Source organism: Streptomyces sp. NPDC096205 (assembly GCF_044763135.1).
Taxonomy (GTDB): Bacteria; Actinomycetota; Actinomycetes; order Streptomycetales; family Streptomycetaceae; genus Streptomyces.
In genome coordinates, this window is the sequence record NZ_JBIWFS010000007.1 from 242,391 (window position 1) to 263,287 (window position 20,897).

General features: G+C 72.7%; 16 protein-coding genes. 3 read left to right on the forward strand and 13 right to left on the reverse strand.

The genetic code is table 11. The features are described 5' to 3' along the window. Positions 1 to 15: 15 nt before the first annotated feature. From ACIQ6Y_RS25980 to ACIQ6Y_RS25995, 4 genes are all read right to left on the reverse strand, one after another. Positions 16 to 771, reverse strand: coding sequence for an AIM24 family protein (locus ACIQ6Y_RS25980; RefSeq protein WP_404042377.1), 756 nt, complete (start codon positions 769 to 771; stop codon positions 16 to 18). A gap of 16 nt (positions 772 to 787) precedes the next feature. Next, a complete protein-coding gene (locus ACIQ6Y_RS25985; protein WP_404042378.1) occupies positions 788 to 1,468 on the reverse strand; it encodes an AIM24 family protein in 681 nt (226 codons plus the stop codon). A gap of 13 nt (positions 1,469 to 1,481) precedes the next feature. Further along, entirely contained in the window at positions 1,482 to 3,182 is a 1,701-nt protein-coding gene (locus ACIQ6Y_RS25990; RefSeq protein ID WP_404042379.1) for a TerD family protein, read from the reverse strand. Between the two features lie 145 nt (positions 3,183 to 3,327). Continuing rightward, on the reverse strand, positions 3,328 to 3,924 hold the full coding sequence (locus tag ACIQ6Y_RS25995) for a M48 family metallopeptidase (RefSeq protein ID WP_404042380.1): 597 nt from the start codon (positions 3,922 to 3,924) through the stop codon (positions 3,328 to 3,330). Positions 3,925 to 4,181: 257 nt separating this feature from the next. Here ACIQ6Y_RS25995 and ACIQ6Y_RS26000 point away from each other — a divergent pair, with 257 nt between their 5' ends. Together ACIQ6Y_RS26000 and ACIQ6Y_RS26005 are read left to right on the forward strand one after the other, a co-directional pair. Then, entirely contained in the window at positions 4,182 to 5,408 is a 1,227-nt protein-coding gene (locus ACIQ6Y_RS26000) for a TOMM precursor leader peptide-binding protein (RefSeq protein WP_404042381.1), read from the forward strand. Beyond that, positions 5,401 to 6,810 carry an ABC1 kinase family protein gene (locus tag ACIQ6Y_RS26005; protein ID WP_404042382.1) on the forward strand — a complete coding sequence of 470 codons (1,410 nt, stop codon included), beginning with the start codon at positions 5,401 to 5,403 and terminating at the stop codon, positions 6,808 to 6,810. The genes ACIQ6Y_RS26000 and ACIQ6Y_RS26005 overlap by 8 nt, the downstream gene beginning before the upstream one ends. A gap of 22 nt (positions 6,811 to 6,832) precedes the next feature. Here the strand turns inward: ACIQ6Y_RS26005 and ACIQ6Y_RS26010 are convergent, their stop codons facing one another. The 5 genes from ACIQ6Y_RS26010 to ACIQ6Y_RS26030 form a co-directional block, all read right to left on the reverse strand. Next, complete coding sequence (locus ACIQ6Y_RS26010; RefSeq protein ID WP_404042383.1) at positions 6,833 to 7,042, reverse strand: hypothetical protein; 210 nt, start codon at positions 7,040 to 7,042, stop codon at positions 6,833 to 6,835. Positions 7,043 to 7,179: 137 nt separating this feature from the next. Further along, positions 7,180 to 7,503 carry a hypothetical protein gene (locus tag ACIQ6Y_RS26015; RefSeq protein WP_404042384.1) on the reverse strand — a complete coding sequence of 108 codons (324 nt, stop codon included), beginning with the start codon at positions 7,501 to 7,503 and terminating at the stop codon, positions 7,180 to 7,182. Then, a complete protein-coding gene (locus tag ACIQ6Y_RS26020) occupies positions 7,500 to 7,868 on the reverse strand; it encodes a WhiB family transcriptional regulator (protein WP_030784068.1) in 369 nt (122 codons plus the stop codon). The genes ACIQ6Y_RS26015 and ACIQ6Y_RS26020 overlap by 4 nt, the downstream gene beginning before the upstream one ends. Positions 7,869 to 8,043: 175 nt before the next feature. Continuing rightward, positions 8,044 to 8,373: a hypothetical protein gene (locus tag ACIQ6Y_RS26025; RefSeq protein WP_404042385.1), complete on the reverse strand. Its 330-nt coding sequence runs from the start codon at positions 8,371 to 8,373 to the stop codon at positions 8,044 to 8,046. Between the two features lie 165 nt (positions 8,374 to 8,538). After that, positions 8,539 to 10,734 carry an ATP-dependent DNA helicase UvrD2 gene (locus ACIQ6Y_RS26030; protein ID WP_404042386.1) on the reverse strand — a complete coding sequence of 732 codons (2,196 nt, stop codon included), beginning with the start codon at positions 10,732 to 10,734 and terminating at the stop codon, positions 8,539 to 8,541. 181 nt (positions 10,735 to 10,915) lie between these two features. On the opposite strand from ACIQ6Y_RS26030, the gene ACIQ6Y_RS26035 reads away from it, so the two are divergent. Further along, positions 10,916 to 11,158 (forward strand): mycoredoxin, encoded by a 243-nt coding sequence (locus ACIQ6Y_RS26035; RefSeq protein WP_404042387.1) that lies wholly within the window; start codon positions 10,916 to 10,918, stop codon positions 11,156 to 11,158. Between the two features lie 93 nt (positions 11,159 to 11,251). On the opposite strand, the gene nudC is transcribed toward ACIQ6Y_RS26035, so the two are convergent. From nudC to ACIQ6Y_RS26055, 4 genes are all read right to left on the reverse strand, one after another. Next, positions 11,252 to 12,193 carry an NAD(+) diphosphatase gene (gene nudC, locus ACIQ6Y_RS26040; RefSeq protein ID WP_404042388.1) on the reverse strand — a complete coding sequence of 314 codons (942 nt, stop codon included), beginning with the start codon at positions 12,191 to 12,193 and terminating at the stop codon, positions 11,252 to 11,254. 156 nt (positions 12,194 to 12,349) lie between these two features. Further along, positions 12,350 to 13,753, reverse strand: coding sequence for a dipeptidase (locus ACIQ6Y_RS26045; RefSeq protein WP_404042389.1), 1,404 nt, complete (start codon positions 13,751 to 13,753; stop codon positions 12,350 to 12,352). A 78-nt stretch (positions 13,754 to 13,831) separates the two neighbouring features. Further along, the gene (locus ACIQ6Y_RS26050; RefSeq protein WP_404042390.1) at positions 13,832 to 17,281 is read right to left on the reverse strand and encodes a UvrD-helicase domain-containing protein; all 3,450 of its coding nucleotides are present in this window, start codon (positions 17,279 to 17,281) and stop codon (positions 13,832 to 13,834) included. Between the two features lie 127 nt (positions 17,282 to 17,408). Continuing rightward, positions 17,409 to 20,831 carry an ATP-dependent helicase gene (locus ACIQ6Y_RS26055; protein WP_404042391.1) on the reverse strand — a complete coding sequence of 1,141 codons (3,423 nt, stop codon included), beginning with the start codon at positions 20,829 to 20,831 and terminating at the stop codon, positions 17,409 to 17,411. Positions 20,832 to 20,897: the final 66 nt, after the last annotated feature.

Sequence of the window (20,897 nt, forward strand, 5' to 3'; positions counted from 1 at the left end):
CTGCTTTCCGGACGGTCAGCTCCAGACGTTGCCCTGGTTCTGGTTGCGGACCCCCTGCTGGCCCATGCCGTACTGCGCGGCGAGGCCCGAGCCGATCTGGGCGTTCTGCGGCGGCAGCAGCTCGCTGGGCTGGACCAGGGCGTAGCCGCTGCCCATGAAGCTGAGCTCCCAGCCCTCGCCGGTGTTGCCGCGCCGGCGCCACACGCCGGAGGAGTGCGTCTGGGCCTGCATCTGCACACGCAGCGAGGTGGACCAGGCGACGATGGCGTCGGCGTCGCAGTTGACGTACTTGTCCGGGGTGACCTGCATCAGCAGCGGCATGCCGGAGGTCATCAGAGCGACCTTGCCACGGCCGGTGATGTTGAGCTGGTATTTCCCCGAGCCGGAGATGCCGTAGAGGCTGTCGACGGCGATGACCTCGTGGTGCAGGGAGGAGTCCATCGCCAGCACGTAGCTGCTGTCGACGGTGAGCCCGTCCTGTTCGACGTCCATGAGGTGGACGTGCTGCTTGAGGTTGGCCAGGTAGACGGTGCCCTGCCCGTGGCAGCGCATCAGGTCCAGGCCCTCACCGGTGTGCGCACGCGCGCGTGAGGAGCTGTTGCTCTGGTACTCGGCGTCGAACTCGACGAGGCCCTGGTAGGCGACCATCGTGCCCTTGCGGGCGAGGATGTCGTCGTGACCCTCCATGGTGACGCGGAGCATCTGCTTGTTCTGCAGCGCCCAGCGTTCCTGGGTCTGCTGGTCGTTGTAGGCGAAAAGCGGACTCTGCATGGTGTGGTGCTCCCCCTCAGCCCCGGACCCGGAGACGGTCGGTGCTGTCCTCGCTGGGCTGGACGACGACGATGCCCTGGCCGGAGAAGGCCATCTGGTAGGCCTCGCCACTGCCCCGGCCGATGAGCGACTGCGCCTTGAAGCTGCGCTTGCCCTTCACCTTCAGGTTCGGCGACCAGGCCACGAGCGCGTCCGGGTCGACGTAGGTCTCGTCCTCGCCGCCGCCGCAGTCCACGACGATCGGCTTGCCCCGGGAGGTGAGGGCGACCCACCCCTGACCGGAGATCTTGGTGTTCCACAGGCCCTGGCCGGCGAACTTCGCCAGCCCCTTGACCCGCTCCACGCCCCAGCTCAGGTGCGCGTCGAAGGCGAGCAGATTGGTGGCGTTGACGGAGATGCCGTCGCCGTTGAGGTTGATCACGACGACGTTGGCGCCGTAGTCGGCCAGGTAGAGCAGGCCGTCGCCGGAGCACTTCATCAGGGGTGCGCCCTCGCCGGTCATCCAGTCCTTGGCGATCTGGCGGACGGCCGGCGGGTTGGGCTCGTACTGGACGAACCCTTCGTAGGCGACCATCGACCCCACGCGCGCGAGAAGGTCGTTTCCGGTCTGCATGGCGACCTTCAGCATGTGGTTGCCGTGGTTCTCCATGCGGGCGGTGACGGGTGCGGGAGCGAAGCCCGCGAGTGGCTGATTCATGTCGGGCTCTCCCTCAGACCTCGTACGGCTGGACGACGATGAAGTTGCCGGGCGCTGCCCGGAACTGCAGGTTCACGCTCTCGCCGGTGTCGCCGGGGTAGGCGTTGCGGCGCATGCGGACCTGGCTGGAGACGACCACCTGGGCCGCCGACGACCAGGCGACGACCGCGTTGCAGTCGGCGAAGGTCGTGGGCGTCACCGGCAGCACGACGGGCGTGCCGTGCGTCTTGACGACGATCGTGCCGGTGCCGGTGAACTGCATCGTGAACAGCGCGCCGCCGGGGATGCCGTGCCCCTCGATGCGGCGGACCTCGTACTGCAGGCTCTCGTCGAAGGCGAGCACGTTCTCGGCGGAGACGCAGATGCCGTCGCCCTGGAGCTCGATCGGGTGCAGCATCGTGGAGTTCTCGGCGAGGAACACCTGGCCCTGGCCGGTGCAGCGCATCAGCTGCATCTCCTGGCCGGTGGCATTGCCGGTGATCCGGCCGGCGAAGCCCGCGCCCTTGTAGCTGAAATCGACCTTGCCCTGGTAGAGCACCATGCTGCCCTGGCGGGCGAGGACCGGCTGGCCGCCGATGCCGAGGTCGACGCGGACCAGCTTCTTGTTCTGCTGCGTCCAGCGCTGCCCGGTGGGCGTCTCCCGGAACTGCTGGAGCGCGCCCGCCACGCCCGGGGTGCCGCCCTGCGCGGCGCCGTAAGGAGCGGCCTGCTGGCCGGGGACCTGCCCGAAGGCGGGCTGCTGGCCGTAGCCCGGAGGCGGGGTCGGCTGCCCGTAGCCGGGCGGCGGGGCGGGCGCCTGCGGGGCCTGCGGCTGGGCGTAGCCGGGCGGCGGCGGGGCGGCCTGGCCGTACGCCTGCTGCGGCGGCTGCCCGTACGGCTGCTGCGGCTGGGGCGGCTGGCCGTACGGCGCCTGCGGCGGAGGCGGGACGGTGCCGCCGGGCGGGGTGTGCAAGGGCGCGACGATGGTCGGCGCGGTGTGCACCTGGGGGGCGGGAGCGGGTGCCGGGGGCGGCGTGGCTCCGGGCGGCGGCGCGAAGCCCTGCGCGGCGGGAGCGGGTGCCGGGGCCGGGGCGGGCGCGGGGGCCGGTGCCGGGGCGTTGAAGGCGGGGGCTGCGGCGGCCTGGGCGGGGGGTGCGAAACCGGGCGTGGCCCCGGCCTGCGGCGCCTGCGGTGCGGGGGCCTCCTCCTCGGCGACCTCGCCGCCGAAGTTCTTCAGCAGCGCCTCGAGTCCGCCGTCGAAGCCCTGTCCGACGGCGGCGAACCGCCACACGTCCTTCAGGTAGAAGTCGCCCAGCATCACGGCCCGCTCGGTGGAGAACTCCGAGCCGTTGAAGGCGTAGCGGGCCACTTCCTCGCCGCCCGCGACGATACGGATGTAGCCGGGAGCGATCTGCGACATCTGCCCGGCGCCGTCGATCGTCGCCGTGAAGGACAGCTTCTGGATCTGCGCCGGGATACGGTCGAGCGTGATCCGGAAGGACTCCGTGTCACCCGCCTGGGCGCCCAGGAGCTGGATGGACTCCTCGGGGGACTTCGGCTGGTTGAAGAAGACGAAGTACCGGTCGTCCGAGAGCCGTTCGTCGGCGTCGAGCCCGAAGCAGCTGATGTCGAAGGTCAGCCCGGGGCCGGAGATCTGCACGCCTACGTACAGATCCGTGCCCGCGGTGAGGTCACTGATCCTGGCCTTGTGGCCGCGTTGGAATTCCCTGGCCATGCGTTACGACCGTCCCCCATCCCGAAGTGAGTTCGTCGCGCCAGGCTAACGGCAAACTCCGACAGCGGACGATGTCGGTACAGACCCGGTACACAACCACAGCTCAGCCGTACCACGGGGCACGAGAGGGGGCGGAATCCCTCGTTCACTCCCCCCGCGCGCCGGGCAGGTGCGGCAGCCGGTCGGCCGCCACCACGCCTTCGAGGTAGCCGCGGGCGCGCTCGGTGCGCGGGTAGGCCTCCAGCAGCCGCCAGAAGCGGGGGCCGTGACCGGGCACGAGCAGATGCGCGAGTTCGTGGAGCAGGACGTAGTCGATGACGTACTCGGGCATGCCCTGCAGCCGGTGCGACAGCCGGATGCTGCCCTCGGCGGGGGTGCACGAGCCCCAGCGGGTGTTCTGGTTGGTCACCCAGCGCACCGAGGCGGGGCGGGCGCGGCCGTCGAAGTACTGCGCCGACAGCCGCTCGGCACGCTCGGCCAGCTCGGCGTCGCCCAGGAGCTTGCGGCTCTCCTGGGCGGCGAGTTTGTCGAGCATGACGTTCACCCAGCGTCGCTCCTCCGCCTCGGACATGCGGGCGGGGATGAGCACGATGGTGCGATCGCCCTCGCGGTACGCGGAGACCGTCCTTCGTCGGCGGGCGCTCCTGCGGACCTCGATCGCGTCGGCCTGCGAGCCGCTGGGCGGCTGGCCGGTCGTGCGGCGCTGCGGTGTTCCGGCACGGTTCAGTGGGTCGGCGGACACGCCCCGACGTTACCCGCTGCACACGGGGGAAGTCCCGGCTCCGGACCGTTTCCGTGTGGATCCCGTGCCGCAGGCTTGACCCACCCGCCGGATTTGTATGACAAGCAGCTCGGATGACTACTTACTGTCACCTGTGGACAACTTTCACGGCGCCTCGCCCGGCCGCGGCATTCTGGCACTCGTCGGCGGAGCGGGGTGACCCCCACGCCCCCGCTCCGCCGACACACCTGTTCATTCCGGGGCTACGGGGGCCTGTCATGCATCCGATGGTGAAACCCGCGCTGCGGCGCGGCTGGCGCGACCTCAACACCGTGCAGTTCGGCATGACGCCGACACACGCGATGACGCTGGGTCCGATGGACACAGCCACGGGAAGTTTCCTGGACCTGCTCGACGGCACCCGCGGTCTGCCGCTGCTGCGCGAGGAGGGGCGGCGTATGGATCTGCCGGACGGCCAGGTGGACGCCCTGGTCCAGGGCCTGGCCCGGGCCGGCCTGCTCGACGACTCCCGCGGCGGCGGACCGGCGGCTCAGGCACTGCGCGAGAAACAGCCCGTCATGGACCGGCTGCGGCCCGACCTGGCCTCCCTGTCCCTGACCACGTCCGCGCCCGGTGAGGCCATGGAGCTGCTGGCCGCCCGCGGCTCCCTGCGGGTGCGGGTGCTGGGCGCCGGTCGGGTGGGCGCGCTGCTGGCGTCCCTGTTGTCCGGTGCGGGCGTCGGCGAGGTGGAGGTGCGTGACGTCGGCCGGGTCGAGCCGGAGGACGTCGGGCCCGGCGGCCTTCCCGCCGACGCGGTCGGTGAGCGCAGAGAGGAGGCCGCCCGGCAGGCCGTGCGCAGCGCCGCTCCGGACCGCCCTCCGCGGCGCGGCCCCCGCTCGCGCCTGGAGGAGCCCCAGCGGGGACTGTCGCTGGTGATCCTCGCCCCGCGCGACGACGCCGCCCTCCACGCGCCCGTGCCCTCCACCGCGGATTCCCTGATGGCCTCCGGCACACCTCATCTATACGCCGGTGTGGTGGAGGCGACCGGCGTCGTCGGCCCGCTGGTGCTGCCGGGTGACACGGGCTGCGCCGGCTGTCTGCACGAGGCCCGCGCCGACCGGGACCCGACCTGGCCCCGCCTGGTCGCGCAGTGGCACTCCGGCCGGCCTCGCCGGGTGCGCGCCTGCGATCTGACCCTGGCCACCACGGTCGCCGGACTGGCCGCGGCGCACGCGCTGACCTTCCTCGACGGCCGCACCCCCTCCAGCGCGGGGGCGCGCTGGGAAGTCTCGCTGCCCACCCTCCACTGGCATGCCCGTCCCGTGCAGGGGCATCCGGCCTGCCCCTGCGGTGCCGCGGAGCGGCGATCCGGCGAAGGTAATGAGGAACACATCTCGGAGACAGGGGGTTCGCACGAGACAATGGCGGTGCAACGGTCGTCAGCGGAGTCGGGCCGAACGGCAGGCGCGGCACGGCCGGCCGGCACTTGGAGGGCGCATGTCTGATCTTCCCCGGAAGGCGGTCACCCGGACCGCCAAGCTCGCCGCGCTTCCGCTCGGCTTCGCCGGCCGGGCGACCTGGGGCCTGGGCAAGCGGATCGTGGGCGAGTCCGCGGAGATCGTCGGCCGCGAGCTGCAACAGCGCACGGCGGAGCAACTGTTCAAGGTGCTCGGCGAGCTCAAGGGCGGCGCGATGAAGTTCGGGCAGGCGCTGTCCGTCTTCGAGTCGGCGCTGCCCGAAGAGGTCGCCGGCCCCTATCGCGCCGCCCTGACCAAGCTCCAGGAGGCGGCGCCTCCGATGCCGACGAGCACCGTGCACTCGGTGCTCGAAAAGCGGCTGGGCGAGGACTGGCGGGAGCTGTTCCTGGAGTTCGAGGACAAGCCGGCCGCGGCCGCCTCGATCGGCCAGGTGCACCGGGCGGTGTGGCACGACGGCCGCGAGGTCGCCGTCAAGGTGCAGTACCCGGGCGCGGGCGAGGCCCTGCTGTCCGACCTGACCCAACTGAGCCGGTTCGCCCGGCTGTTGGGGCCACTCATCCCAGGCATGGACATCAAGCCGCTGATCACCGAGCTGCGCGACCGGGTCACGGAGGAGCTCGACTACGCCCTGGAGGCGCAGGCCCAGCAGGCACACGCCGAGGAGTTCGCGGACGACCCGGACGTGGTCGTCCCGGCGGTCGTGCATCAGGGCGAGCAGGTGCTGGTCACCGAGTGGATCGACGGCGTCCCGTTGTCGGAGGTGATCTCCGGCGGTACGCAGGCCCAGCGCGACCGGGCCGGCCAGCTCCTGGCCCGCTTCCTCTTCTCCGGCCCCGCCCGCACCGGCCTGCTGCACGCCGACCCGCACCCGGGCAACTTCCGCCTGCTGCCGGGCGGCCCGGAAGGTGAGGACGACTGGCGGCTGGGCGTGCTGGACTTCGGCACCGTCGACCGGTTGCCGGGCGGGCTGCCCACCCCGATCGGGCACTCGCTGCGTCTGACCCTCGCCGGTGAGGCGGAGGCCGTCTACGAACTGCTGTGTACCGAGGGGTTCGTGAAGGAGTCGATCGACCTCGACCCCGACGCCGTTCTGGACTACCTCCTGCCGATCATCGAGCCGGCGCAGGTGGAGGACTTCACCTTCACCCGCGGCTGGATGCGCAGCCAGGCGGCCCGTATCGCCGACCCCCGCTCCCCCGCCTACCAGCTGGGCAAGCAGCTCAACCTGCCCCCGGCGTACCTGCTGATACACCGGGTGACCTTGAGCACCATCGGCGTGCTGTGCCAGTTGGGCGCGACCGTGCGGCTGCGGGAGGAGCTGGAGGAGTGGCTTCCGGGGTTCGTGGCAGACGCCGAAGGGACCGAGGAGGCCTCGGACGAGGACACCGCGGAGGCCGGCGACGATCTGGAGGCCGCCGTCGAGGCCTGAGCGCGGCGGCCCGCCCGGTCTTCTACCACCAGGCCGAGTCGAGCCGCCCCTCGATCGCCCGGAGGTTCTCCCGCGAGCACCGGTCGCAGAAGTAGCGGCGTGCGCCGTTCTCCACGGAACAGGTCCAGGTCGGCTGCGGTGCCTGCTCCGTGGTACCGCAGCGGGCGCACACAAGGGTCTGGGGTTGCGCGGCGGAGCCGCCGTCGTCCCCACTTCCGGGAAGACTCGTCACCTGCCGACGATATCCCCGTGGCCCGTCGATCACCGGGCACAACGCACCGCGGGGGCCGGTCCGTTCGGACGGACCGGCCCCCGCGGGGAAGCTCTCTCCTCCCGGTGCGGGAGGCCACCGCTTTCAGGTGGTCAGGGTCACTGCATGACGGCGATCGCCAGCGCGCGGCGGGCGCGCAGCGACGCGCGCTCGGCCCGGCGCTGCATGCGACGCGCGGTCGCCACGCTCAGCGCGCGGCGCTCCTCCTGCGCGTCACGCAGGCGGTCGTGCATATGCGCACGTGCCAGGGCTTCTGGGATGAGTTGCATCTCGCGGGTCCTGTTCTGACGCGAGTCGTTCGCGCCGGTGGTGGTGACGTCTTCGATCACGGAGCTCGTGAGCTCGCTGGTGGACGGCTTCATCGGGGCCTGCTTCTTGGGGTCGTGCGTGAGGGGGCGGTCGATCGTTCCTGCGGTGTTCATGCTGTGACCGGGTTCTTGCGCGGGCGGCCACGCGGCCGCTTCCGGGCGACGACAACACCCTGGACGAACAGCTCGCCACCCCAGACACCCCAGGGCTCGCGCCGCTCCTTGGCGCCGGCGAGGCAGGCCTCCATCAGCGGGCAGGTGCGGCACAGGGACTTGGCGTACTCGACGTCCGCCGGCGACTCCGCGAAGAAGACCTCCGGGTCGTAGGAGCGGCAGGGGACGGGCACACCGAGGTTCTCGATCGCGTCGTCGAGCGCGGTGAGCGCGGTGAGGGGGGTCAAGGCGGAGTCCTCCGTGAGGCCGGGCGGGGGGATCGTTTCGGAAGGCGGTACGGACGGGGCGTGCGCTTCGAGTTGCACGGTTTCGTCTTCCTCGTCTGGTCGTTCCGGCCCTGTTGGGCCGGGTGCGGCTGGTACCGGGTTCTTTTCTTGTCCCGAGGCTCCTTCGTTCCGCTCTCCCCGTTCGGGGAAAACAGAAGGGCCGCGGATCCCGGATGGGGTTCCGCGGCCCTGAAGGCGCCGGCCTGATCGACGATCAGGCTGGATCACTCCAGGGTTCTGGCCCACGGAAGGCCCACATCAGGTGGTGCTGCGTCGTCTGCTGCGTCCGGAATCCGGCACCGGTCGCGGTAAAGGCATAGGCCTGCGCCTCTGCCACTACTGCTGCTTCCAGTGCCTTGGTCGGTCGCTCATTGCGCTCACGGACGGGAAGGCCCGCGAGAGACAGGGAGGACGCCGGACGGACGGCAGGAATGCCGGACAGACCGGTGCCATGGTCCGAGGCGCCGAGCATGCACAGGGAAGCGACGACCGAGCGATCGGTCATTTTGGCGGTGCTGATGGAGCTGGCGTTGATGCTGATCACTGGACTCGCCTCCTCTCGGCGTCTAGGGGGACTGGGGTGAACCAGTCCGACGGATATGCAAGTACAACACGGAATCGGCGCCTCCGAGAAGGCCGCCGTTCCCACGCCTAAGAACCTATGGGGATTGCTGGGGCATGCGCAAACTATTTTTTCGACGAGTTCGTATCAGTCGTCCTCGGCCCCCGCGACGACCTCTTGACCGGCACAGATGGCCAGGACGTCGGCCCCGTAGCGGTTGAGCTTACGCGTCAGGACGCCCGGGATACGAGCGAGTTCGACGGGGTCGGCCGGGGCGGCCTCGGCGATGGCCATCAGCGTCTTGTCCGTGAAGACGCAGAACGCCGGCTGGCCGCTGCGGCTCGCCTGGATCTCCCGCCATTCGTGCAGCCGCTCGTAGAGAGCCTCGTCCATGTCGGAGGGGCAGTCCTCGCAGCGCATCAGCTTCATCTCACCGGCGTCGGTGAGGGTGCGCCCGCACACACGGCACCGGGCAGGGGTGCGCTGTCTGCGTCTCGGGGCGGCCTGCGCGGCGCCCACGACACCCCGCTCGACGCCGCCCGCGGCCGCTGCACCGGTGCGGCCCGCGACGGTGGTCGTGCCAGGACGCAGGCCGTCGAGGAAGCGGCTGGGTCTGCGGCTCGGGCGCCCGCCGGGCGAGCGGGACAGCGCCCAGGAGACATGCAGGCGCTCGCGGGCACGGGTGACGCCGACGTAGAGCAGGCGGCGCTCCTCCTCGATCTGCTCGTCGGTGCGCGCGTAGGTGATCGGCATCATGCCCTCGGCGACGCCGACCAGGAACACCACGTCCCACTCCAGGCCCTTCGCCGAGTGCAGGGAGGCGAGGGTGACGCCCTGCACGGTCGGGGCGTGCTGGGCGTTGGCCCGCTCGTCCAGTTCGGCGACCAGGTCGGCGAGAGTGGCGCGGGGGTGGACGGCGGCGAAGTCCTGGGCGAGGTTGACCAGCGCGGCGAGCGACTCCCAGCGCTCGCGGACCGCACCGGACCCCGCGGGGGGCTGCGGCGTCCAGCCCTCGCCCGACAGCACCGCCCGGACCTGGGAGGGCAGGTCGACGGCATCGTCCAGCAGGGAGTCGTTGCCGCCGAAGCGGGCCGCGCCGCGCAGGGCGATGCCCGCCTTGCGCACCTCGGGCCGGTCGAAGAACCGCTCGGCGCCGCGCAGCTGGTAGGGCACACCGACGTCGGCGAGGGCCTGCTCGTAGATCTCGGACTGGGCGTTCGTGCGGAACAGGACGGCGATCTCGCTGGCCGGGACCCCGGCGTCCAGCAGCTCGCGGATACGGCGGGCAGCGCCCTCGGCCTCGGCGGGCTCGTCGGTGTACTCGGTGAAGACGGGCTCGGGTCCGGAGCCGCGCTGGGAGACGAGTTCCAGCCGGTGGTCGGCGGCGCGGCCGCGGGCCTGGGCGAGCAGTCCGTTGGCGAGCCGTACGACCTGCGGGGTGGAGCGGTAGTCCCGGACGAGCTTGACGACGGTGGCGCCCGGGTGGCGCAGGCGGAAGTCGAGCAGATGGTCCGGGGTTGCGCCCGTGAACGAGTAGATCGTCTGGCTGGCGTCCCCCACCACGCAGAGGCTGTCCCGCTCCCCCAGCCACAGTTCCAGCAGCCGCTGCTGGAGGGGGCTCACGTCCTGGTACTCGTCGACGACGAAGTGCTGGTACTGGGCACGCACCTGGTCGGCGATGTCCTGGCGGTCCTGGAGGACGGCCACGGCCAGCAGGAGCACGTCCTCGAAGTCGATGACGGCACGGTCGCGCTTGACGTCTTCGTAGGCCGCGTACAGCTGGGCGATCTCCGCGGGGCTGCGGGGGGCCTCGCGACCGGCCTTCGCGGCTGCGAGCGGATAGTCGGCGGGTGTGGTCTGGGTGACCTTGGACCACTCGATCTCCGCGGTGACGTCCCGCAGCTCCCCCCGGTCGAGCCGGATGCGGCACGCGGCGGCCGCGTCGGCGACGAGCTGGACCTTGCGATCGACGAGCCGGGGCATGGAGCCACCGATCGCTTTCGGCCAGAAGTACTGGAGCTGGCGGAGCGCTGCGGAGTGGAAGGTGCGGGCCTGCACGCCGGTCGCGCCGAGCTGGCGGAGCCGGCCGCGCATCTCGCCCGCGGCCCGGTTGGTGAAGGTGACGGCGAGCACGCTGGAGGGCTGGAGGATGCCCGCCCGCACCCCGTAGGCGATCCGGTGGGTGATCGCCCGGGTCTTGCCGGTGCCGGCGCCGGCCAGTACGCACACCGGACCGTGCAGGGAGGTGGCGACCTCGCGCTGCTCCGGGTCGAGCCCTTCGAGCACCGCGTCGGCCGAGTCCGGTGTCTGCGGGAAGAGAGGGGAGTGCGTTGCTGCTGTCACACAGCCATGCTGCCAGGTCGCCGGAGACGCACGAGCCGGTTGTCCACAGGGGCGCACTGATAGTCGTACCGATGCGACAGGCGTCACGTCGACGGGCATACCCCCGGCGGGAATGGTGACCCGCTCGCGTATGTTCCCTCAACGGACGACCTGATCCCCGAGCCAAGGGAGCGCGCGAGACATGCAGGGCACTGTGACGATGTACAGCACGACGTGGTGCGGTTACTGCCAGCGGCTGAAGAAGCAGCTGGACCGCGAGGGCATCGCGTACACCGAGATCAACATCGAGCAGGACCCGGCGTCCGCCGCGTTCGTGGAGAAGGCGAACGGCGGGAACCAGACCGTGCCGACGGTTCTCTTCGCGGACGGTTCGACGCTCACCAACCCGTCGCTGGCCCAGGTGAAGCAGAAGATCAGCGTCTGAACAGGGCTTGTGAAAAGGGCGGAGGCCCCCCGGTCGGGGGCCTCCGCCCTTTTGTGTCCGTCCTCTTTATGGCCGTCCTCTTTGTGACCGTCCTCAGACGCTGCGCGTCGGCAGCGGCTTGCCGTACCAGAGCTCGATGAGCCGGGTCGCGATGGAGATGCCGTAGGGCGGCAGCACCTCGCCGGAGTCGAAGGCGGCGCCCAGTTCGTCGCGGGAGAACCAGCGGGCCTCGTGGATCTCGTCGCCGTCGACGTTGATCTCGGTGGAGGTGGCACGGGCCATGAAGCCCAGCATGAGGCTGGAGGGGAACGGCCAGGGCTGGCTGGCGACGTACTCGACCTGGCCGACGGTCACGCCGGCCTCCTCGAACACCTCCCGGCGCACGGTCTGCTCGATGGACTCGCCCGGCTCGACGAAACCGGCGAGCGTGGAGAAGCGGCCCTCGGGCCAGTGGACCTGGCGGCCGAGCAGGATGCGGTCGTCCTCGTCCGTGACGGCCATGATCACGGCCGGGTCGGTGCGCGGGTAGTGCTCGGCGCCGCAGGCCGGGCAGCGCCGGATGTGACCGGCGGCGGCGATGACTGTGCGCTCGCCGCAGCGGGAGCAGAAGCGGTGCGTGCGCTGCCAGTTCTCCAGGCCCACGGCGTGCACCATCAGGCCGGCGTCGCGCGGGGACAGCAGCAGTCCGGCCTCGCGCAGGCCCGCCGGGCGGGCGGACTGGTCGATACGGCCGGGCAGCGAGTCCTTCTGCAGGGCGAAGTAGCTGACGCCGTCGGCGTCGGTGCCCAGGAAGTAGCGGTGCGCCTCGGTGAGGGGCGCCTCGAAGGACGGCGTCATGACGAGCTCGGTCCGGCCGTCGGGCGTCTCGTCGATGAGGACCTGGCCGCCGGAGACCACGAAGCAGCGGGTCGTGGGGTGGCTCCACGCCGCCGCGAGCCAGGCTTCGTCGAGCCGGTGGTGGGCGGCGCGGTCGATGCCGCTCGGGGCGGTGAGCGAGATGGGTCGTTCGGCGGTGTGGTCGGTCCAGGTGGTCACGGGTGCTTCCAACTCCCCCGGGGGCAACGGTTGGGTTCGGCGGCGGTTCAGCGGGACGTGCGGCAGGCGGTGACCGGGTCCGGCGGGGCTTCGCGCTGCGGGGTGGCCTTTCCAGTGTGCCCCGCGCGCGAGGGCGCCCCGGACGGCGCCGGCCGGTCAGCTTTCATGGCGCCAGCTCTCCGCCAGATCGCCCCACAGATAGGCGCTGGTCTCCACACCCTTGACCAGAAGGTCCAGCTCGACCTTCTCGTTGGGTGCGTGCCAGCCGTCGGAGGGCACGGAGATGCCGAGGAAGAGCACGGGGGCGCCGAGGACTTCCTGGAGGTCCGCGGCCGGCCCGGAGCCGCCCTCGCGGGTGAAGCGGACGGGCCCCTCGAAGGCCCGGCTCATCGCGCGCACCACCGACTGCAGGGCCGGGTGGTCCAGCGGCGTCAGACACGGGCGCGTGGCCGCGCCGAAGTCGATCTCGCAGCGGATTCCGGCCGGCACCTGCTCGGCGGCCCAGGCGCGGACGACCTTCTCGATGTGGCCGGGGTCCTGGCCCGCGACCATCCGGAAGGACAGCTTCACCATCGCCGAGGACGGGATGATCGTCTTGCTGCCGGGGCCCTGGTAGCCGCCGCCGATGCCGTTGACCTCGGCGGTGGGGCGGGCCCAGATCCGCTCCAGCGTGGTGTGCCCGGCCTCGCCGTGGGCGGCGTACGACTTGGCCGTGCGCAGCCAGCGCGGTTCGTCGAAGGGCAGCTCGGCGAACAGCTCGCGCTCGCGGTCGGTGAGCTCGACGACACCGTCGTAGAAGCCGGGGATCGCCACGCGCGCGTGCTCGTCGTGCAGGGCCGCGACCAGACGGGCCACGGCGGTCGCCGGGTTGGGCACGGCGCCGCCGAAGGAGCCGGAGTGGATGTCGTGGTCGGGGCCGTGCAGCCGGATCTCGCACTCGGCGAGGCCCCGCATGCCCATGCACACGGTCGGGGTGTCCTCGGACCACATGCCGGTGTCGGAGACGATCACCGCGTCGGCGGCGAGCCGGCCGGCGTGCTCCTCGACAAGAGCGCGGAAGTTCGGGGAGCCGGACTCCTCCTCGCCCTCGATCAGCAGCTTCAGGTTCACCGCCGGGGCGGTGCGGCCGGTGGCGGCGAGGTGCGCACGGACGCCCAGGGTGTGGAAGAACACCTGGCCCTTGTCGTCGGCCGCCCCGCGCGCGTAGAGGCGGTTCTCCCGGACGACCGGCTCGAAGGGCTCGCTGTCCCAGCCGTCCTCGCGGGCGGCGGGCTGCACGTCGTGATGGCCGTAGACCAGGACCGTGGGCGCCTGCGGGTCGCCGGAGGGCCATTCGGCGAAGACGGCCGGCGCGCCCGGGGTCTCCCAGACCTCGACGGCCGGGAAGCCGGTCTCGCTGAGCTTGGCGGCGAGCCAGTCGGCGCTGCGCCGTACATCCAGGGCGTGGTCGGGCTGGGCCGACACCGACGGGATGCGCAGCCACTCGGCGAGGTCGTCGAGGAAGGCGGCACGGTGGTGCTGGATGTACTGGCGGACGGCGCTGTCCGGGGTCTGGCTCATGGTCACGAGCCTATCGGCCCGCACCGACATCCTTGTTGGGCGGTTCGTCACATACGGACGTCCCTCTTGGGCGGTTCGTCATATGCCGTCCTGCGCCGGCCCGGCCTCGCGCAGCAGCCGCTCGATCGCCGCCCGGTCCGGCAACGACTGCGGGCGTACGACCTCACCGGTGCGCACGTACAGGAACGCCGCCGTCACCGACTCCATGGGCACGCCCTGCTGCTGGGCCCAGGCCAGGCGGTACAGGGCGAGCTGGAGGGGGTCGGCCGTGCCCTCGCGGCCGGTCTTCCAGTCGACGATCTCGTACGTCGCCGTTTCGCCGTCCCCGTCCTTGTAGACGGCGTCGATACGGCCCCGGATCACCCGGCCCGCGACGGCGAGCTGGAAGGGCGCCTCGACGCGGTAGGGCGTGCGCTGTGCGTACGGGGTGCGTTCGAAGGCCTCCTTGAGCGCCTCCAGGTCGCGCTCGTCGGCGATCTCGGCGTCGGCTCCGGGCAGCTCGTCGGGCTCCAGCATGGGCAGCGTCAGCGCTTCGAAACGGGTCTCCACCCAGGCGTGGAAGCGGGTGCCGCGGCGGGCGGCGGGCTGCGGCGGGCGCGGCATGGGCCGGGCCAGCTCCTGGGCGAAGCCGTCCGGGTCGGCCGCCAGGTGCAGCAACTGGGAGGCGGTCAGCGCGGCCGGCAGCGGCACCTCCGTGACGGACCGGCGGGCGCGCAGCAGCTCTCCGGTGAGGGCGTCGAGGTCGCGGTCCCAGGAGGCGATGGTGCGGGCCTCCTCGGGAGTGAGGGGGGCCGGGTCCCGGGGGGTGCCTAGGGGCTCGGTCACCGGCTCCGGGGGGCCGGCCTGGTGCGGGACCGAGGGACGCTCGGGGCTGAGGGTGTCCCAGTCGTCGGGGTCGTCTTTGAAGAGGGGCTCGTCCTCGTAGGGCGGCGGCTCCTCCTCGTCCTGCGGCGGCTCCTCCTCGTACGGCGGTTCCTCGTCCTCCGGCGGCGGGGGCCAGTCCGGGTCCTCCTGGCCGTCCGGGTCGTACGGGGCCGTGGCAAGGGCCTCCAGGTGGGCCAGGACCGTCTCGGCGGCCGCGCGGCGGCGGGCCAGCGCCGTCTCGTCCAGGGGCAGCGGCCAGGCCTGTTCGACGGTGTCCCGGTGCAGGGCCAGGTTCTCGGCGTCCTCCTCCGGCTCCGCCGCCCAGACCTCGATCTCGCCGTACCCGGCGGCGCAGTGGTCGTGCAGCGCCATGAGGAAGTCGGACGGCCCGCGCGGCTTCTTCTGGCTGGGCCCCCACCAGTGGCCGGAGCCGAGCAGCAGCGAGCGGGGCCGGGTGAAGGTGACGTAGCCCAGGCGGAGCTCTTCGGTGTGCTGGTGCTCCTTCATCGCCTCGTGGAAGGCCTTCATCCCGCGCGCGTCCCAGGTCTCGACGTCGGGCAGCGTGTCGGCGTCGCCGCGCAGCTCGTGGGGCAGCACCTTCGCCTGGGCGGTCCACTTCTCGCGGCCCTGGCCGCTGGGGAAGTTCCCGGTGACCAGGCCGGGCACGGCGACGACGTCCCACTCCAGGCCCTTGGACTTGTGCGCCGTGAGCACCTTGACGGTGTTCTCGCCGCCGGGCAGGGCGTTGTCCAGGCCCTTCTCGTACTGCGCCGCGGTGCGCAGGAAGCCGAGGAAGGCCAGCAGGGTGGCCTCGCCGTCGGACGCGGCGAAGGAGGCGGCGACGTCGAGGAAGTTCGACAGGGTCTCGCGGCGGCGGGCGGCCAGCGCGTGCGGGGACGCCGACAGCTCGACCTCCAGGCCGGTGACCGCCAGGACGCGGTGCAGGACGTCCATGAGCGGGTCGGACAGGGAGCGGCGCAGGTCGCGCAGTTCGGCGGCGAGGCGGGCGAAGCGCACGCGCGCGTCCGGCGAGAAGGGCAGCTCGTCGTCCTCCGCGGCGCCCTCCAGGAACGTGTCCAGGGCGTCCGCGAGCGATATCACCTCGGCCGGGTCGACCCCCTCGACGGCCGCGGCGAGCCTGCGGTCGGGGTCGTCCTCGTCGCCCACGCGCGCGTGGGACACCAGCAGCCGGGCGCGGCGGCCGAGCAGGGCGAGGTCGCGCGGGCCGATGCGCCAGCGCGGGCCGGTCAGCAGCCGCACCAGCGAGGCGTTGGCACCCGGGTCCTGGAGCACCTCGCAGACCGCGACCAGATCGGCGACCTCGGGCAGATGCAGCAGCCCGGACAGCCCGACGACCTCGACGGGCACGTCACGGGCGACGAGCGCGCCCTGGATCTCGGCGAAGTCGGTCGCCGTACGGCACAGGACGGCGATCTCGCCCGGCGCGGTGCCGGTGCGCACCAGGTGGGCGATGGAGTCGGCGATCCAGGCCATCTCCTCGGCATGGGTGGGCAGCAACGCGCACCGGACGACGCCGTCGCGCTCGGCGCCCGGGGCGGGGCGCAGGGCCTCCACGCCCGCGTGCAGGGCGCGCAGGGGCTCGGCGAGGCCGTTGGCGAGCTCCAGGAGGCGGCCGCCGCTGCGGCGGTTCTCGCTGAGCGCCTGGCGGGTGGCGAGGTGGCCGTCGGCGTGCGCGAAGTGCTCGGGGAAGTCGTCGAGGTTCGCCACGGAGGCTCCGCGCCAGCCGTAGATCGCCTGGCAGGGGTCACCGACGGCGGTCACGGGGTGGCCGGTGCCGCCGCCGAACAGGCCCGCGAGCAGGACGCGCTGGGCGACGGACGTGTCCTGGTACTCGTCGAGCAGCACCACCCGGAACTCGTCCCGCAGGATCCGCCCCACCTCCGGGAGCTGCGCGAGATGCGCGGCGAGGGCGATCTGGTCGCCGAAGTCGAGCAGGTCCCGCTCCCGCTTGGCGGTCCGGTAGCGCAGCACCAGCTCGGCGAGGTCCCGCCGCGCGGCGGCCGCCTCGGGGACCTTGCGCAGGTCGGCGTTGCTGAGCTTGGCGCCGTCGAGGGCGAGCAGCAGCCCGGCGTCCCACGCGCGCAGGCTCTCGGGCCGTACGAGGTGCTCGGACAGCTCGGAGTCCAGCGCGAGGAGGTCGGCGACCAGGTCGGCGAAGGACCGGCTGAGCGCCGGGTAGGGCCCCGGCGCCTCGCGCAGCACCCGCGCGGCCAGCTGATAGCGCGTGGCGTCGGCCAGCAGCCGGGAGGTGGGCTCCAGGCCGATACGCAGACCGTGGTCGGTCAGCAGACGGCCGGCGAAGGCGTGGTACGTCGAGATCACCGGCTCGCCCGGCGGGTTGTCCGGGTCGATGACGTCGGGGTCGGTCACACCCGCGCGGACGAGCGCCTTGCGGACGCGCTCGGCGAGCTCGCCCGCGGCCTTGTTGGTGAAGGTCAGGCCGAGGACCTGCTCCGGGGCGACCTGGCCGGTGCCGACCAGCCACACCACACGCGCCGCCATCACCGTCGTCTTGCCCGACCCGGCTCCGGCCACGATCACCTGCGGGGCGGGCGGCGCGACGATGCAGGCCATCTGCTCCGGGGTGAACGGGATGCCGAGGAGCTCCTTGAGCTGCTCGGGGTCGGTGATACGGGCGGACATGAGAGAAGAGGCTAGCGGCGGCCACTGACAGCGCAGGCCGCGATGCCCTTCCAGGGCGGGAGAAGCGCAGGTCGGCGGAGGTGGTGCGATCCGTCACGTGCTGACGTGAGCGCCTGAGGACCGACCGCTACTCGACCACGTGCCGTCCCTCCGGCCGTGCGCTGCACGAGGCGCGGAAGGCGCAGTGCGTGCAGTGCTGGCCGGCCGACGGGGTGAAGCGCTCGTCGAGGACCTTTCCGGCGGCCGTGGCCAGCAGGTCTCCGACCCACTCGCCTTCCAGCGGCTCTTGGGCTTGCACCTTCGGCAGCGTCTCGCCGCCGTCGCGCTTGGCCGCGCCCTGGCGGAGGTGGACGAGTTCGGCGCCGCCCGGCTCGGGGCGCACCCCGTCGAAGGCGTCGTCGACGGCCCCCTCGCGGACGGCGAGCTGGTAGACGGCGAGCTGCGGATGGCGCTCGACCTCGCGCGCGGTGGGCGCCTGCTTGCCGGTCTTGAAGTCGACGACGTACGCCCGCCCCTGACCGTCGGCCTCCACGCGGTCCATCTGGCCCCGGATGCGGACCTCGTACTCGCCCGCGCCGAGGGTGACGTCGAAGTCGTGCTCACTGGCCACGGGCGTGCGGCCGGTGCGGTCCATGACGTGCCACTTCAGGAAGCGTTCGAGCGCCACGCGCGCGTGCTCCTTCTCCTGCGACGACTTCCAGGGCGCGTCGAAGGCGAGCGCGTTCCACACCGAGTCGAGGCGTTCCATCAGGACGTCGAGGTCGGCGGGGGTGTGCCCGGAGGCCACCTCGTCGGCGAGGACGTGCACGACATTGCCGAAGCCCTGTGCGGCGGTCGCGGGCGCGTCGGCCTTCACCTCGCGGCCGAGGAACCACTGCAGGGCGCAGGTGTTGGCGAGCTGGTCGAGGGCGCTGCCGGAGAGCACGACGGGCTGGTCACGGTTGCGCAGCGGCACCTTGGACTCGGTCGGATCGAACATGCCCCACCAGCGGTAGGGGTGCGCGGACGGCACCAGCGGGCGTCCGTCGTCGTCGGTGAGCGCGGCGAGCCGGGCCAGCCGACGGGCGGCGGCCTCCCTGAGCGCGTCGGACACGCGCGGGTCGACGGTGGTGGCGCGCAGCTCCGCGACCAGCGCGGCGACCGACAGGGGGCGTCGCGGGCGGCCGGTGACGTCCTTGGGGTCGACGCCGAGCTCGGTGAGGAAGCGGGAGGGCTGGTCGCCGTCGTCGGCGGGGGCCTTCACCGCGGTGACGACGAGCCGTTCACGCGCGCGTGTGGCGGCGACGTAGAACAGGCGCCGCTCCTCGGCGAGCAGGGCACCGGGGGTGAGCGGTTCGGCGAGTCCGTCGCGGCCGATGCGGTCGGCCTCCAGCAGCGAGCCGCGCCGGCGCAGGTCGGGCCACAGCCCCTCCTGGACCCCGGCCACGACGACCAGACGCCACTCGAGGCCCTTGGAGCGGTGCGCGGTCATCAGGCGCACGGCGTCGGGCCGCAGGGCGCGCCGGGTGAGCGTGTCGGCGGCGATGTCCTCGGCGTCGATCTGCTCCAGGAAGTTCAGCGCGCCCCGCCCTCCGGTGCGCTCCTCCGCGCGGGCGGCGGTCGCGAACAGCGCGCAGACGGCGTCCAGGTCGCGGTCGGCGTTACGGCCCGCCGCCCCGCCGCGCCGGGAGGTCCGCTCCAGCCGCGCGGGCCAGGGCGTGCCGTCCCACAGGTCCCACAGCGCCTCCTCGGCCGTACCGCCGCCGGCCAGGCCTTCGCGGGCCTTGCGCAGCAGCGCGCCCAGGCGCTGCGCCCCGCGCGCGTAGGCCGGGTCGTGCACGGCCAGCCGCTCCGGCTCGGCCAGCGCCCGCGCGAGCAGCTCGTCCGACGGCGGCGGCACGGGGTTCCCCGCGGCCCGCTCCTCCTCCCGCAGGGCCCGCCCGAGCCGGCGCAGATCGGCGGCGTCCATGCCGGCGAGAGGGGAGGTGAGCAGCGTGAGCGCGGTCTCGGTGTCGAGCCAGCAGGGCTCGGCGGTCTGGCCCGCCTCGTCACCAGGGGCAGAGCCTTCCTCGTCGTCCGCGGCCACCGTGGCCACGTCGCCGTCCGCGGCCACCGTGGCCACGTCGTCGTCCATGGCCGCCTCCTCGGCCCTGGCCACCTCCTCGGCCGCACCCCCCGCCTCCGCCGTGGCCACCGCCCGCAGCGCCGTCAGCAGGGGCGCCACCGCCGGTTCGTGGCGCAGGGGCAGGTCGTCGCCGTCGATGTCGAGGGGGACGCCGACGGAGGTGAGGGCGCGGCGGACGGCCGGGATGGTGCGGGAGCCGGCCCGGACCAGTACGGCCATGTCGCTCCAGGGGACGCCGTCCTCCAGGTGGGCCCGGCGCAGGATGTCGGCGATGTTGTCGAGCTCGGTGCCCGGCGTCGGGTAGGTGAAGACCTCGACGCGGCCGCCCTCACGCGCGGGAGTCAGCTCGCGGTGGGCGCGGGTCTTGTCCGCGGGGAGGCGGTTGAGGGGCATGCGCCGGGTGAGCAGCCGGGTCGCGGCGAGCAGCGTGGCTCCGGAGCGGCGGGAGGCGCGCAGGACCTCGACGGGGGCCGGGCTGCCGTCCGCGCGCGGGAAGGTGTGCGGGAAGTCCAGGATGCCGTTCACGTCGGCGCCCCGGAAGGCGTAGATCGACTGGTCGGGGTCACCGAAGGCAACCAGGGTGCAACCGCCGCCGGCCAGGGCCTGCAGCAGGCGTACCTGCGCGGGGTCGGTGTCCTGGTACTCGTCGACGTACACGGCGTCGTACTGCGCGGCGAGCTTCTCGGCAGCGTCGGAGCGGCGGGCGAGGAGCACCGCGCGGTGGACGAGTTCGGCGTAGTCGAGGACGCCCTGGAGGTCGAGGACGTCGAGGTACTCGGCGAGGAAGGCTGCGGCCGCGCGCCAGTCGGGGCGGCCGATGCGGCGGGCGAAGGCGTCCAGCGCGCCGGGCTCCAGGCCCAGCTCGCGGCTGCGGGCGAGGACCGCGCGGACCTCGTCGGCGAAGCCCCGGGTGGTCAGGCAGGCGCGCAGTTCCTCGGGCCAGCGCACATGCGCGAGGCCGAGCCGCTCCAGGTCGGTCTGGCCGGCCAGCAGCTCGCGTACGGCGACGTCCTGCTCGGGGCCGGACAGCAGCCGCAGGGGTTCGACGAACAGGTCGCTGTCCTGGTGGGCGCGGACCAGGGCGTAGCAGAACGAGTGGAAGGTGGTCGCCTGGGGCGCACGGGCGGCCCCTATGCGCAGGGCCATGCGGTCGCGCAGTTCGACGGCGGCCTTGCGGCTGAAGGTGAGCACCAGGATGCGCCGGGGATCTCCGCCGCGTGCGACACGGGCGGCGACGGACTCGACGAGGGTGGTGGTCTTGCCGGTGCCGGGGCCGGCGAGGACGAGCAGCGGTCCGTGGGTGTGGTCAACCACGGACCGCTGTGCGGCGTCCAGACGAGGGGGAGCGGGCTGGGCCGGCGGGGTACGGACCAGTCGGTAAGCGCCACGGCTCCCCTGTCGCACCGGGTGGTGCGACAGGCGCCTGGTGGAGGAAGAGGAGCTCACGTGGTTCGCCGGTCCTGGTGGGTGTGCTGGTTGCCGGGCCGCCTCCGAGGAAGGAAGGTGGCCGGG

Bases quoted from the DNA above. Each gene is read 5' to 3' on its own strand.
- ACIQ6Y_RS25980 (WP_404042377.1), bottom strand. From the start codon at position 771: ATGCAGAGTCCGCTTTTCGCCTACAACGACCAGCAGACCCAGGAACGC.
- ACIQ6Y_RS25985 (WP_404042378.1), bottom strand. From the start codon at position 1,468: ATGAATCAGCCACTCGCGGGCTTCGCTCCCGCACCCGTCACCGCCCGC.
- ACIQ6Y_RS25990 (WP_404042379.1), bottom strand. From the start codon at position 3,182: ATGGCCAGGGAATTCCAACGCGGCCACAAGGCCAGGATCAGTGACCTC.
- ACIQ6Y_RS26000 (WP_404042381.1), top strand. From the start codon at position 4,182: ATGCATCCGATGGTGAAACCCGCGCTGCGGCGCGGCTGGCGCGACCTC.
- ACIQ6Y_RS26005 (WP_404042382.1), top strand. From the start codon at position 5,401: ATGTCTGATCTTCCCCGGAAGGCGGTCACCCGGACCGCCAAGCTCGCC.
- ACIQ6Y_RS26015 (WP_404042384.1), bottom strand. From the start codon at position 7,503: ATGAACACCGCAGGAACGATCGACCGCCCCCTCACGCACGACCCCAAG.
- ACIQ6Y_RS26035 (WP_404042387.1), top strand. From the start codon at position 10,916: ATGCAGGGCACTGTGACGATGTACAGCACGACGTGGTGCGGTTACTGC.
- ACIQ6Y_RS26045 (WP_404042389.1), bottom strand. From the start codon at position 13,753: ATGAGCCAGACCCCGGACAGCGCCGTCCGCCAGTACATCCAGCACCAC.
- ACIQ6Y_RS26050 (WP_404042390.1), bottom strand. From the start codon at position 17,281: ATGTCCGCCCGTATCACCGACCCCGAGCAGCTCAAGGAGCTCCTCGGC.